This window comes from Limnohabitans sp. Rim8 (genome assembly GCF_945901735.1).
Classification (GTDB): Bacteria; Pseudomonadota; Gammaproteobacteria; order Burkholderiales; family Burkholderiaceae_C; genus Limnohabitans_A.
The window spans coordinates 14,658-28,299 of the sequence record NZ_CAMDLM010000010.1; the positions used below are offsets into that span (position 1 = coordinate 14,658).

The window sequence follows — 13,642 nt, forward strand, 5'->3', positions numbered from 1 at the left end:
GATATCATGTGATATATTACAAAACTTGTCAACCCACGGAAGATTCACATGAAAATTTTCAAGCAGGTGATCGGGGCGGTTTTCGCGGCGTGCACGCTCTTCACGCCAGCGGTTCATGCACAGGAAAAGGACATCAAGTTCGCGCTGGACTTCATTCCTTTGGGACGGCATGCACCTTGGTATGTCGCATTGTCAAAGGGCTACTTCAAGGAAGAGGGCCTCAACGTAACGATCCTCCCCACAAAGGGTACGGCCGATGCCGTGCGCTTCGTCGAATCTGGACTCGCCGAAATCGGTTTCATCGATATTCCTAGCCTGGTCGCCAGTGGCGCCGCCGGCAACTCGGTGCGCATCGTGGGCGCCGTCTACCAGAAGCCTCCTTACTGCGTTTTCAGCCTTAATCCCGGCGCAAACGTGTCTTCCCCGAAAGACATGGTCGGCCTAGAAATCGGTTCGAGCAGTGCCTCTTTTATGCCGCGCATCTTTGCCGCATTCATGAAGATGAACAACCTCGACCCGTCCACACTTAAGATCGTGAACATCGACGGCGCTGCACGCGTCCCGATGCTGGTCTCGAAAAAGGTGGCAGCCATCGACCAGTTCATCATGGGCGAGCCTTCGATCAAGCGTGCCGCTGGCGACGCGCAGGCCAAGTGTCTTCTGCTCGGCGACTACGGCCTCGACATCTACGCCAACAGCATAGGCGTGAAAGAAGACTACCTGAAGGCGAACCCTGCGGTCGTTCGCGGTTTCATCCGTGCGGCTTTTCGCGGCTGGAAGGATGCGCTGGCCAACCCAGCCGAAGCTGCCAAGATTCAGGTTCAATACCTGAAGGCGCTCGACCCGCAGATCATTGAACAAGAAATAATGATCCTCAAGCGCATCACCGTTACACCCGAAGTGATCGCTAACGGCTTCGGCACGATGTCCAAGGAGAAGATGCGTCGTACCGTGCAATTCATCAACGACAACGTCGAAGTAACGGGTACCAAACTGACTGCAGACGGCATTCAGGTCGATGGCTTTCTTCCATCGCCCGCTATCAAGCCATGAACCCTAAGCCCCTGCCCATTGTGATCGTGGGCGCGGGCCCAATCGGCCTGACCACGGCACTCGGGCTCGCGCACTACGGCGTCGCATGTATCGTCTATGAAGACGATTTGAACCTGTCGTCGGACACAAAGGCGGGCACCTTGCTCAGCCGGACGCTCGAAATCTTCCGGCGCTACGGGGTAGCCGACGCCGTTCTAGCGCAGGCGCTGCGCGTCGATGAGATCGGCGAGATCGACCGCAGAACCCAAAAGTCAACCTTCCCCATTTCGCTCGATGCCCTGTCGGACGAAACGCGCTATCCGTTCGTCATCAACCTGCCGCAGCAGGACCTCGAGCCCATCCTCGGCCACGCCATCGACCTGCATCCCCTGATTACTCTCCGCATGGGGCACAAACTGATAGACCATACTGACCATGGTGACCACGTGAGCGTGCGGGTGCAGAACTCTGACGGCATCGTCACGCAGGATGCCTCATTCCTGCTGGCGTGCGACGGCGGACGCAGCACCATCCGGGAGCAGATGGGGGTACCAGTCGAAGGAACGTCCCTACCTGTCAAATATGCGCTCGTCGATCTTGTCGTCGACCTGGATCTTGAAAATCCGCGCGACTACCCCTACCTCGCCTACTTCGCTGACCCGGTGGAATGGATGATACTGGTAAGGCATCCGCACTGCTGGCGCTTTCTCTACCCGATGGCCGAGGGTGCGGATGAGCCGACGGCCGAAGAACTGCGCGACAAGTCGCTCTCTTTCATCGGCAACGTCGCCAACGTGCAGATCCTCAACAAGGTCACCTACCGTGTCCACCACCGAGTCGCCTCCGAGTGGCATCGCGGCCGCGTGTTCCTGATGGGAGATGCTGCCCACCTGATCACGCCGATGTGGGCGCTCGGCCTGAACACTGGTGCCCTGGATGCATCCAACCTGCCTTGGCGTCTGTCGTGGTTCCTTCGGGGCTGGGCCACGGCCGATCTACTGGAAGGCTATGAGCGCGAACAAAAGCCGCTTGCGATCCAAGGCTCGGGCGAGATGGCCGAGGCAGCGCGGCTTTCCATGTCCAAGCGCACAGAGTCCGTGAGCGCCATGACCGACAACAACTGGTCCAACGCGTACACCCGCTCCATGCTCGGCGTAAAGCTCGACGTGGCGGGCGCTGGCAACTGGTCCATGGTCACGCGCAGCACGCGCCCCGCGGTCGCTGTTGGCGACCGGTTGCCCGACTACCTGGTTCACACACCGGACGGACGCCAGCAGCGCATCCACGATCTGTGTGCTGGAAAGTTCATCGCACTGTATTTCGCCGACGTGCGACGCCGCCCCGCCGTGCCGGCCAACATATCGCCCGCGCTCGACCACTGGGTAGTGTCACGCTTTGATGCGCCATTTGACTCGGGCTTGCGAGACCGCAGCCTGCTAGACCCGGGCAACGCCCTTTTCCGGCGCCTGGGCATCGCACCTGGCACCTTGGTGCTGGTGCGTCCTGACGAATACATCGCAGCCATCGAGCTCATGGACGACAACGTCTCCGCCCAAGCCCTCTACGAGGCCATCACCGGACTGCCCCCTCCAATGCGAACCGCAACACCATGAAAGCCCACTACGATTTCTCCGGCCACACATTGCTCGTCGCCGGCGCGGCATCGGGCATCGGCCACGCGACGGCGCTCGCCTTCTTGGAAGCGGGCGCGACGGTGATCGCGGTGGACATCGATGCGGACGGTTTGGCGCGTGTCGCGCATGCCCGGTGGCTGCCGCGTCAGATCGACATTGCGGACTCTGCGGCCGTTCAGGCACTGGTCGATGAGGTCCTCAGGCTGCAGGGGCGCATCGACGGAGCGGTGCTGACAAGCGCCATCCAGCACCGCAGCCTCATCGAGGAAACGAGCGATGAGGCTTGGCAGCGACATCTCGACGTGAATCTGTCGGGCATCTTTTATTTCCTGCGCGCCCTGTTCCCGGCCATGAAGGCGCAAAAATCCGGTTCGATCGTCGCCTTCACCTCCGGCCTGGCGACCAACGGCTGGCCCGGCGCTGCGGCTTACGCCGCGACCAAGGCGGGGATCACCGGACTCGTCAAGTGCGCAGCGCTGGAGTTGCGCACGTTCGGCGTGCGTATTAACGCCTTGTCGCCCGGGCTCGTGGCCACGCCGGTGTTCCTGCAATCGGCCACTCCGGAGGAGCTGGCGATGTACGAGCGATCGCTTGGCGTTTCACAGCCCGTCGAAGTGGTTCCCACCCTGATGCACCTGATGTCAGATGCCTCCGTGACCATTTCGGGCAACGTGATCGAGCGTCGCCTGATTCCACGCGCCTAACCATCAGGAGATAGGGAGATCGCTGCTCGGCTGCTCACCACTGGCCGTAGAACACCGCCCCCGCCTTGTGTCGGTTGGTGCTACGTTCCACCGCCTCGTCGCTCATGGTGGTGCGGTGCTTGCGCCGGGCCATGAAGTCCAGCAAGGTCTCACGCAGACCTTGACGCTGGGCCTGAGATGTGGCGTCGGTGCCCAGATCCTCGAACTGGTCGGGGTCGGTGCGCAGATCCCACAATTGCTCAGGCAGGTCCAACCAGTTCACGTAGCGGTGCGTGGCCGAACGCAGAGAGAATGCGCGTGACTGCTGGGGCGAGCGGCCAAGGGCAAGCCGCGCCGCCTTGAAGCTGTAGTCCAGTTCGCTGTAGACGAAGTCGCGCCAAACTGGCGTCTCACCACGCAACAAGGGCAGCAGGCTGCGCCCCTCCACCCGTTGGCCGGGCACCGGGATACCCAGCGTTTCGAGGATGGTGGGCACCACGTCCACACACTCGACGAACCGTTCATCCACCTGCCCACGCGTGGCGTCAGCGGTCGCGCGCGGGTCGGACACGATGAAGGGCACTCGCTGCACGGTGTCGTAGAAAAGCTCCTTTTCGCCCAGCCAGTGATCGCCCAGGAAGTCGCCGTGGTCAGCACAGAAGATCACAAGGGTGTCGTCTAGGCGGCCCAGGCCGACCATCTCGTTGAACAGTCGACCCAGGTGATCGTCCAGCTGCTTGATGAGCCCCTGGTAGACCGGACGCACGTGGCGCACCACGTCGTCGCGGGAGAAGGTCTGGCTTTCCTCATGTTGGCGGTAGGCGGCCACCACCGGGTGCGCACCCTCAAGCTCCGAGGCCCGCTTGACGGTGGGCAGGCAGTGCTCGGCACGGTACAGCGCATGGTACGGGGCGGGCGCCATGTAGGGCCAGTGCGGCTTCACGTAGCTCAGGTGCAGCACCCAGGGACGGCTGCCCTGCCGGCGCATGAAGTCGATGGCCTGATCGGTCATGTAGGCCGTCTCTGAATGGGGTTCCTGCACCCTGGCAGGCAAGTGCACGTTGCGCATGTTCCAGCCGCTGACCACTTGCCCAGTCTCGTCGATGGCCGAGATGACATAGTCGCCCCAGGGGTTGGCGCTGCCGTAGCCCTGCGCGCGCAACCAGGCGCCGTAGCCTTGCGCGTCACCGGTCTCATGGTGGCCGTCGTGGCGGTCGATTTCGCGAAACCCACCGCGCTGCAGCAGGTGGCCTAGTTCACACGTACCTTCGATGCCCAGCCGCTTTAACCCGTCCCAATCGGGCATCACGTGTGTCTTGCCGGCCAGCCACAGGTCGGGGCCCGAGGCAGCATCGCCTTGGGAGGCTGCGTGGGCGCGGATCATCTCACCCAGCGTCACCTCGCCGATGGACAGCGGCACCCGGTTCCAGGTCGCCCCGTGGCTGATGGGGTAACGGCCGGTGTAGTAGCTCATGCGGCTGGGGCCGCACACGCCACTGTTGACGTAGGCCTGCGAGAATCGCACCCCGCGCGCGGCCAGCGCATCGAGGTTCGGCGTTTGCAGGTAGGGGTGGCCGGCGCAGGACAGATGGTCCCAGCGCAGCTGGTCGGCCATGATGAAGAGTACGTTCACAAAAATGCTCCAGACGGATGTCGCTGTTTCAATTCAGCCATGCGCACCCCCTCAAACTCTTGGGGCGCTGTGGGCAATGCGGTCTGATGGCCATTTCATGGGCGGATACGCCTCTCGGTGAATCTTCTGCGGCAACGATGGCTCATGTTGTGTCCTCAGCGAAGTGAATTAAAAAGATGATGGATTCTTATGTGGCTCTATTCAGTTACCTTGGTAACAGTTTAGGGATGACCCTAATTCTGAAGCACCCATCATCCAGCGGCGCTGGCATTGGCTTCGCCTTTTTATAAGGTCGCCCTCCCAGTGCCTAGGGAACAGCCGGTCTTCACTCTCAGGCGGATGCACATGGACGCTGAGCCTGTCGGGAATCTGGCCCCGTCTGTCTTGGCCTTGACTGCGTGGTGTTCGTTTCTTATGTACGTGGCGCAGGCAGGCAACCAAGAGTCCGGACGCTGTAGTTCTAGCGGCAAGCTGGCCAATGTCATGCGGTCTTCAGGCTGAAGCCGGCAGTAGTGCGGTGAGGTGGAATGCAACTGCTGAATGACGGGTGCTTTAGAACCAGGGTAATCCCTAAACTGTTACCAAGGTAACTGAATAGACCCACACAAAAATTCATCATCTTGATTGTTAAATTCACAAGGTTCACGACATGAACCATCGTCGCCGCAGAAGATTCACCGAGAGGAGTATCCGCCCATGAAATGGCCATCTGACCGCATTGCCCTCAGCGCTCCCAAGAGTTTCGGGATGTACGAAAAGTCGGTGCGTTTGTACCCGCAGTGTGCCAGCATGATTCACCTCGAGGTCGGACGACCGGATTTCGACACGCCCGCGCATATCAAACAGGCCACCAAGGACGCGCTGGACGCAGGCCGGGTGCATTATGGTGAATTCGCAGGGGAAACCGATCTGCGGGAAGTGATCGCCCAGCGCATGAACCAGGTCAACCAGATCCCAGTGACCGCCCAAGAAGTCCTGGTCACCAATGGCCTGACCCATGCCTCCTTTGCCGTCATGCTTGCAGCCATCGATCCGGGTGATGAGGTGATCTTGCTGGAACCCTATTATCCGCAGGTCATCAACAAGATCCAACTCGCTGGCGGTGTGGTGGTGACTGTACCGCTCAACGCTGCTGGTGGGTTCAGCATCGATGTGCAGGCCCTCGAAGCCGCGATCACGCCCCGTACCCGCATGATTTGCTTGGTCAATCCAAACAACCCCACGGGCCGCGTCTACAGCCGAGCGGAGCTTGAAGGGCTGGCACGGGTCGCGATCCAGCATGATTTGCTGGTGTGCTCCGACGAGGTCTACGAGCGCATCGTGTTCGATGGTGCTCAGCACATCAGCATCGCCTCGCTGCCGGGCATGGCTGAACGTACGTTCAGCCTGTTCGCCTTCACCAAGGCCTACGCGATGGACGGCTGGCGTATGGGGTGGGTCGTGGCGGCGCCGCGTTTCATGCCCGCCCTCATGAAGATCACCATGAACGATGTCTCCCACGTCAACACTTTCATTCAAGCCGGCGGGGTGGCTGCCTTGATGGGCGACCAGGCTCCCGTGCAAGCCATGGTCGATGAGGATCGGCGTCGCCGTGACATGGTGTGCCAACAACTCAACGCCATGCCGGGTGTGCGCTGCACAGTGCCCACCAGCACCATCTACGCCTGGGCCGATATCCGTGGCACCGGCCACACCAGCCAAGCGCTGGCCGACTTGCTTCTGGAGCGAGTGCAGGTGGTGGTGGAGTCAGGAGCCTTCTACGGTCCGGCCGGTGAAGGCTATATTCGCATTTGCTTTGGCGGGGAAAGCTATGAACGGCTGCATGAAGCGATGCAGCGCATGGCCACCGTGATCACCTGAAGAAACTGCCCCCAACCGCTGAGGAGCTCTTTATGCCAATTGACCCGATCGAGCAATTTGACGGATGGATACGTCACCGCTTCAAAGACCTCAACACCCAGTTGGAGGAGCGCTACTTTGGGCAGGACGATCCCGCTGACGTCATGCGTCCTGAACACGTGGAGCAACAGATGTTGCATGACGAGGGACTGGGCCACATTCAAGCGATTCTGACGGCAGCAACATTGCCCAGCGATGAAGCCGCTGCCTACGATTTGCTGGGCAATGTCGGTCTGTACATGGCGGCCTTGCGACGCCACGAACTGAGCAATCCCGACCGAGAGCAGCGTTCACCCTTTGCCCAGGCCAGCGCTTTGGCCATGCAACTGGCCGCCGGGCTGGGAGTGGCTCCTAGGTTCGCAACCCCGCACGTGAATCTGCGCAATCTGGCACACGGCGGTGCACACAAGAGCTTTACCTGGCTGCACGACGAGTCCGTCTTCATCATCAACAACTGCTTTTCCATCCTAGGGTACATCCGGGCTGCGGATGTGCTGCGCCGGGTCTTGCCTTTGGGGGTGACGCACCCGGTCACACCCAAGCTGTTGGCCGATGCCACGGCGGCACTTGATGAAGTGTCTCACTACACCGAGGTGCTGAACCAGACGCTCGATGTGCGTCGGTTCTTCTACAACGTGCGACCCTACTTTAAGACGTACAAGGTCGGGCGCACCGACTACCGTGGTGCGAATGCCGGTGACTTTTCCGCCATCAATGAAATCGACCTCATCCTGGGCCTGTGCCGCATAACCGACGCCGCCTACAGCGCGCAGATGCTGGAAAAAATGCCTTTTATGACCTCGGAAGATCAACGCGGCTTGCAAAGCTGCGCACGACAGACCAGTTTGATGGACCGTTGGCTGGAAGCCTTGCCGCGCGGCCCCTTGGACGAGTCCAGTCGTCTGGCTTTGCAGAGCTTCCTGGCGGTGTGTGAGGCGCATGGCCGAGCGGCCGTGCTGCACCACCACGTGCTGGTCACCCGTTTCATCGAGGAACCGGCAACCCAAGTAGATATCCGACACCTCAAGCAAATCACCGCCAGCGGGCCCCCTTTAGAGGTTCTGTTGCACAGCCTAAAGTCGCTTACCGACAAGCGTGCCGGGGTGCAACGTGACGACATTGAAACCCGCTATTACGACTTGCAATGCTTGCGCCGGGCCTGTCAGGCGACTTGAGGTGAATAGATCTGCCTTTTTTTAATTGAGGAATTCAAATGTTCAAGATCTCAATGGCATGCCGTGTATTGTTGGTTGGGCTTAGTTTGGCTGCTCAGGTCATGGCAACGCAGGCTCAACCCTTGTACGATGGAACCCTTCGCATCGTGGTGGGCTTTCAAGCTGGGGGCTCGTTAGACCGCATGGCGCGCATCGTGGCTGATAAGCTCAAAGACAAGCTGGGCGTACCTGTGATTGTTGGAAACAAGCTGGGCGCAGGCAGCCGGATCGCCGCCCTAGCGGTGAAGAACGCGCCGACAGGACAAAACGTGCTCATATTGGCCAACCCGGCCGGTATGGTGATCGGTCCGCTGCTCTACAAGGACGCCGGTTACGATCCGATAACTGACTTCACGGCAGTGTCCACCGTGAACCTTTTTGATATGGCCCTGGCCGTGTCCACCGCGGTGCCGGTGCGAGAACTCTCCCAGTTGATGGCCTGGGTTCAAGCAAACCCGCAGAAAGCCAACTTCGGTGTACCTGCTCCGGGCAGTCTGCCTTACTTCTTTGCGCTGATGTTGGGTGAGGCTGCCAAGATTCAGCCGCTGGTGGTCCCCTGCAACGGCTCAGCCCCCCTGCTAAACGACCTGCTTGGTGGGCAGATTCCCTTGGCGCTGGACTCCCCGGACAGCGTAGAGCCGTATCACCGCGCTGGCAAATTGCGTATCTTGGCCGTTTCAAGTGCCAAGCGCTTATCCTTCCTTCCCGATGTGCCCACGTTTCAGGAACTGGGTTGAACATCGTGGCCACCGCGTGGAATGCGTTTTTCGCCCCCAAGTCCATGCCCCTGGGCAAAGTTGACCGTATTTCCAACGCCATTCAGGAAGTAATGAAAGATCCTGACACGCAAAAGCGTTTCACCGATGCCAATCTGGTGCCCGTGGTCAGCAACCGTGCACAGACCGAGGCCATGGTCCAGGCCTTTCGTGAGCAATGGACTCCGGTGATCCAGAATTCCGGCTACAAACCCTGACGGCTGCTGCGCGGCCGCAGAGCCAGTACTTGACCACCACCCTCGGGCGCCTGATGGAGAAGCGGACGGGCTAATTCGGGTTGTGTCGCTGTAAGACTAAACGACAATTCGGCCTTTGCATGATTTCCGAAAAATTTTGCTCACAGCACCTTGAGCCTTCTGGGTTCAAGCACTGAATAAGCGAAATGATTGTTTCAAGCCGATAAGGTGCGCAGGGCCGTGGCGTCCAGCACCTCAATCCATTTTCGACCCAATAGAACAATGCCATCACGCTCCATTTTTTTCAAAGCCAGAGACGCCTTGGGTCGGCTGACCCCGCAACTGCTCGCCAGTTGCTCGTGGGTCGCATGGATTAGCAGCCTTGCATCGGGCCGAGCTGGCAGAACGGCCAAGATACGGCTCAAGCTGGCGCTTAATCTTGTCAGAACACTGCGCGCAGAGGCAGCCCTTTCTCGAACCTGACCTTCTCGCAAACGCAGTCCCAAAAATCTGACCAAAACTGCCATCAATTGAGGGTCATTGAGCAAGGCAGACTCCACTTCATCGATTGGAATCCATTGAATGGCCGAGGCCTGACTTGCGACTAAATCGCTACCGCTGGGCAAGCGATTGAACAGAAAAGACAAAAGCGCGATTTCGCCGGAGCCAAATGCGATGGGCACAATCTGCCCACTTTGCGTTCCTGAAATGTGGACCACAGCGTTCAGCCGGCCACTCATGACAAAAGGCAAGCGGGCCACAACATCACCCGTCTTGACCAACGTCCTTCCCGATTCAAAGTGGTGCAATGGGCGGGATTTCAAATCCACCGGCAAAGCTATGGCCTGAACCAATTGACGAGCCAAGCTTTGGCTGGTCTGCCAATCGACAGCGCTGCTGGATGATGGGTTCGTCAGCATTAGGGTCATCCCTAAATTGTTACCGAAGTAACTGAATTGAGCAATACAAAAATCCATCATCCTTTTTGTTCACTTCACGGAGTCAACAACATGAACCATCGTCGCCGAACACTTAGCCACATGGCGGTTATCCGTTTGACCGCCATCGCCCCACCTTCAACTTAAGGACATCGCCATGCGCATCAATCGACGCCATTTCACAGCACGGATCCTTGCCGCCTCGGCCGCCGCTTCTGTGTTTCCTAGCTATGCCCAACGCAACACGGTCCGCCTGTTCGTCGGGTTTCCGCCTGGCGGCCTGCCCGACCAGGTGGCGCGCGCGGTGGCGGAACAGATGCGCAGCGCGATGGACGCGCCGGTGGTGGTGGAAAACCGGCCGGGCGCCAACGGCCGCATTGCTGGGCAGGCGGTCAAGGCCGCAGCGGCCGACGGCTTCACCTACTGGGTGGCCCCAGCGTCCAACATTGTGCATCTGCCTCACGTCTACAGCGACCTCGGCTACGACGTGTTGACCGACTTCGTTCCGGTGGCGCAGGTCGTGGAGAATGATTTTGCGTTTGCCATCAGCGCCAAGGTGCCGGCGACCAACTTGAAGGAGTTCGCTGATTGGTGCAGAAAGAACCCTGACAAGGCCGCCTTCGGTTCGGCGGGGGCGGGTTCGGTAACGCATATGTTTGGCCTGTTGATGGGCAAGGAGCTGGGCGTGAAGCTGCTGTACGTGCCCTACAAGGGCAACACCCTGGTGCTGAACGACGTGGCCGGCGGGCATTTGTCGGGCATCGTTGCGGTGACTTCGACCCTCACGCAGCAGCACAAGGCTGGCACGGTGCGCATCCTGGCGACAACCAGCCGAACGCGTTCTGTGGTGTTGCCGCAGGTGCCGACGTTCGCCGAACTGGGCATGGGACAACTCACATTGAACGAGGGCACTTGGGTCCTGGCTCGGACTGGAACACCGCAAACCATGATCGAGAAGGCTTCGATCGCCGCCATGCAAGCGGCCGGATCGCGCGAACTGCCGGCTGTGAATGAAGGCCAGACCATCGCCGCGCCACTGGGGCCGATCGAATTGCGCAAGCTGCTGCAGTCGGAGTTCGCGCGGCGCGGTGCAATGGTCAAGAGCATCGGCTTCAGCGCCGAGTCCTCCTGAATGCGCGCGCTCTACCGCAACGTGCTGCTGTTGTGTTCGGACGAACACGATCCGCGGCACAGCGGCTTCATGGGCAGCCCAGTCGTGCGAACGCCGCACATGGACAGCTTGGCAGCGACGGGCACGGTATTCAGGCGCGCCTACACACCCAGCCCGATCTGCGTGCCGGCGCGCGCCAGCCTGGCCACCGGACGCTGGGTACACGACCACCGCTGCTGGGACAACGCGATTGCCTACGCTGGGCGGCAGCCGTCTTGGGCGCACCGGCTGCGCACGGCCGGCATCGGTGTCGAATCGATCGGCAAGCTGCACTACCGCAGTGCGCAGGACAACACCGGCTTCGAGCGCCAGCGTGAGGCGGTGCACATTGCCGGAGGCATGGGGCAGGTCTGGGGCTGCGTGCGCGACCCCCTGCCCGATCGCAGCGAAGGCGTAGGACTCTTACGGCACTTAGGTGCTGGCGAGACCGAATACAACCGCTTCGACCGGCGCGTGGCGGACGGCGCAATCGGCTGGCTGCAGGAACGTGCCGGGCTGGCGCCAGCGGCGCGCGACGCGCATCCGGCGCTGTTGTTCGCCGGCTTCGTGGCGCCGCATTTTCCACTCGTGGTGCCAAAGGAATTCCTTGACCTGTACCCGCCGGGCAGCGTGCCCTGGCCCAAGCTGCGGCCCGAGAGCGGATTCGTGCGCCACCCGTGGGTGCAGCGCCAGGCCGAGTTCAACGACCTGGATGCGGAATTGGGCGACGATGCGCGCCGGCGCTTGGCGATCGCCAGTTATTTCGGGCTGGTGAGCTTCATCGACGCGCAGATTGGCCGCGTGCTAACGGCGCTGTCGGATGCAGGGTTAAGTGACGAGACCCTGGTCATCTACACCAGCGACCACGGCGACAACCTCGGCGCGCGCGGTATGTGGAACAAGTCGCTGCTGTACCGCGAGTCCACCGCGGTGCCGCTGATCCTGTCGGGGCCCGGGGTGCCGCAACGCAGCTGCGACACCCCAGCCTCGCTGGTCGACATTTATCAGACCGTACTGGAGGCGTTCGCGTTGCCGCCGTTGCCCGAGGAAGCGGACCTGCCGGGACGCTCCCTGATCGACCTTGCAACGCGGCCGGACATCGATCGTACCGCCTTCAGCGAGTACCACGCGGTCGGCTCACCCGCGGCGGCCTTCATGGTGGCGCGCGGGCGCTACAAATACCACCACTATGTAGGATATGAGCCCGAGCTGTTCGACCTGGAGGACGATCCGCAAGAGGCACACAACCTGGCGCAGTCTGGCGCGCACTGGGCAGTGCGGGACGAATTCGCGCAGCGCCTGCGCGCCATCGTGGATCCAGTCATGGCCGATCGGCGCGCCAAAGACGACCAGAACCTGCTGGTGGAGCGCGTCGGCGGCCGCGCGGTAGCGTTCGGGCTAGGGAAGATCGGCGCCACACCAGTGCCGCAGGTGGCGCCATGAGTCGCATGCCGGACGGGCTTTCAAAGGTCGAACGCTTGGCCTCGGCCCTAGACCAGGCTCTGTGCACCGGGATGCCGATCGCACAATGGACCGGCACGGCGGCCATCACGCTGCAGGAAGCCTATGCCGTGCAGGCGTTGGGCATGGCGCAGCGTTGCCGACGCGGCGACCGCAAGGTCGGCCTCAAGCTGGCCTTCACGAACCGCAAGGCGATGGCCCACTTGGGAGTCAATGCACCCGTGTACGGCGTGTTGTCCGCCGCCATGCAGGTGCCAGACGGCGGCCAGTTGGCGTTGCAGGGATTGATCCGACCCCGCGGGGAGCCGGAGATCGCCTTCCTGCTGTCGCGCCGACTGGACGGCGCGGCCAGCCTGGACCAAGCCCTGCGCGCGGTGCAGTCGGTGGCCGCGGCGGTGGAAATCATCGATTCACGTTACCGCGATTTCCGCTTCTCGCCTGCCGACGTAGTGGCCGACAACGCCTCCGCCTGCGCCTTCGTGCTTGGCCCCTGGCAGCCACCTTCCATGGGACTGGGCGCTCTGACGGTCGAGGTCGAACTGGACGGCAAACTGGTGGCACAGGGCAGCAGCGCGTCTATCCTGGACCACCCGCTGCAGGCGCTGCTGGCGGCGGCAAGGCTGGCCAGTGACGCCGGACACCCGCTAGAAGCCGGCACCATCGTGCTGTCGGGCTCGGCCACCGAACCGGTGGTGTTGAGCGCGGGCAGCCACATGGCGGTTCATTTCGCGCAGCTGGGCTCGGTTGGGTTTTCGGTCGGACCGAACTGATCTGAACAGGCGTCGTGCGTCTCGTAACGGGGTCGGCAGGATCGGGTTTGCACGTCAATCGCCCGATCCATTTTCCCATCCTCAATCCGACCCAGGAAGAACGGGAAATGCGCACCACACCGTCGGTGGCGGGCCGAGGCTTGCCACTTTTGCAAATGCACTGAGACACCGCTTTGCGGCAAGCTTGGCAGGTGCGTCCGCTGTCGGTCGAATAAACAAGGCCACTGCTGGCGAGTTTGATTCTCATAGGGTCTGCAAAAATTGAAGGGCACCATC

General features: G+C 61.1%; 10 protein-coding genes and 2 pseudogenes. 9 read left to right on the forward strand and 3 right to left on the reverse strand.

Translation table 11 applies throughout. The features are described from left to right. Positions 1–48 precede the first annotated feature (48 nt). From Q0O99_RS06750 to Q0O99_RS06760, 3 genes are read left to right on the forward strand one after another with little or no spacing between them, the layout of a single operon-like run. On the forward strand, positions 49–1,053 hold the full coding sequence (locus Q0O99_RS06750; protein ID WP_293749792.1) for an ABC transporter substrate-binding protein: 1,005 nt from the start codon (positions 49–51) through the stop codon (positions 1,051–1,053). Continuing rightward, on the forward strand, positions 1,050–2,645 hold the full coding sequence (locus tag Q0O99_RS06755; RefSeq protein WP_293749794.1) for an FAD-dependent monooxygenase: 1,596 nt from the start codon (positions 1,050–1,052) through the stop codon (positions 2,643–2,645). Before Q0O99_RS06750 ends, Q0O99_RS06755 begins: the two co-directional genes overlap by 4 nt. After that, positions 2,642–3,370, forward strand: coding sequence for an SDR family NAD(P)-dependent oxidoreductase (locus Q0O99_RS06760; RefSeq protein ID WP_293749796.1), 729 nt, complete (start codon positions 2,642–2,644; stop codon positions 3,368–3,370). Before Q0O99_RS06755 ends, Q0O99_RS06760 begins: the two co-directional genes overlap by 4 nt. A 34-nt stretch (positions 3,371–3,404) precedes the next feature. On the opposite strand, the gene Q0O99_RS06765 is transcribed toward Q0O99_RS06760, so the two are convergent. Next, positions 3,405–4,988, reverse strand: coding sequence for a sulfatase-like hydrolase/transferase (locus tag Q0O99_RS06765; RefSeq protein WP_293749959.1), 1,584 nt, complete (start codon positions 4,986–4,988; stop codon positions 3,405–3,407). Positions 4,989–5,255: 267 nt separating this feature from the next. Continuing rightward, positions 5,256–5,390 (reverse strand): annotated as a pseudogene (locus Q0O99_RS06770) (IS30 family transposase); the annotation flags it as partial. 288 nt (positions 5,391–5,678) lie between these two features. Here Q0O99_RS06770 and Q0O99_RS06775 point away from each other — a divergent pair. The 3 genes and pseudogenes from Q0O99_RS06775 to Q0O99_RS06785 all read left to right on the forward strand — a co-directional run bounded on the left by Q0O99_RS06775 (position 5,679) and on the right by Q0O99_RS06785 (position 9,068). Beyond that, entirely contained in the window at positions 5,679–6,842 is a 1,164-nt protein-coding gene (locus tag Q0O99_RS06775; protein WP_293749798.1) for a pyridoxal phosphate-dependent aminotransferase, read from the forward strand. Positions 6,843–6,874: 32 nt separating this feature from the next. Next, a complete protein-coding gene (locus Q0O99_RS06780) occupies positions 6,875–8,056 on the forward strand; it encodes a monodechloroaminopyrrolnitrin synthase PrnB family protein (RefSeq protein ID WP_293749800.1) in 1,182 nt (393 codons plus the stop codon). A gap of 182 nt (positions 8,057–8,238) precedes the next feature. Then, positions 8,239–9,068, forward strand: a pseudogene (locus tag Q0O99_RS06785) (tripartite tricarboxylate transporter substrate-binding protein). A gap of 194 nt (positions 9,069–9,262) precedes the next feature. On the opposite strand, the gene Q0O99_RS06790 reads toward Q0O99_RS06785, so the two are convergent. Then, positions 9,263–10,024, reverse strand: coding sequence for a Crp/Fnr family transcriptional regulator (locus tag Q0O99_RS06790; protein ID WP_293749802.1), 762 nt, complete (start codon positions 10,022–10,024; stop codon positions 9,263–9,265). Positions 10,025–10,142: 118 nt separating this feature from the next. On the opposite strand from Q0O99_RS06790, the gene Q0O99_RS06795 reads away from it, so the two are divergent. Genes Q0O99_RS06795 through Q0O99_RS06805 form a run of 3 tightly spaced genes read left to right on the forward strand, consistent with a single transcriptional unit; the run spans position 10,143 to position 13,366 of the window. Beyond that, positions 10,143–11,117 (forward strand): tripartite tricarboxylate transporter substrate-binding protein, encoded by a 975-nt coding sequence (locus Q0O99_RS06795; RefSeq protein ID WP_293749804.1) that lies wholly within the window; start codon positions 10,143–10,145, stop codon positions 11,115–11,117. Beyond that, the gene (locus tag Q0O99_RS06800; protein ID WP_293749806.1) at positions 11,118–12,578 is read left to right on the forward strand and encodes a sulfatase-like hydrolase/transferase; all 1,461 of its coding nucleotides are present in this window, start codon (positions 11,118–11,120) and stop codon (positions 12,576–12,578) included. Further along, on the forward strand, positions 12,575–13,366 hold the full coding sequence (locus tag Q0O99_RS06805) for a fumarylacetoacetate hydrolase family protein (protein WP_293749808.1): 792 nt from the start codon (positions 12,575–12,577) through the stop codon (positions 13,364–13,366). The genes Q0O99_RS06800 and Q0O99_RS06805 overlap by 4 nt, the downstream gene beginning before the upstream one ends. Positions 13,367–13,642 lie beyond the last annotated feature (276 nt).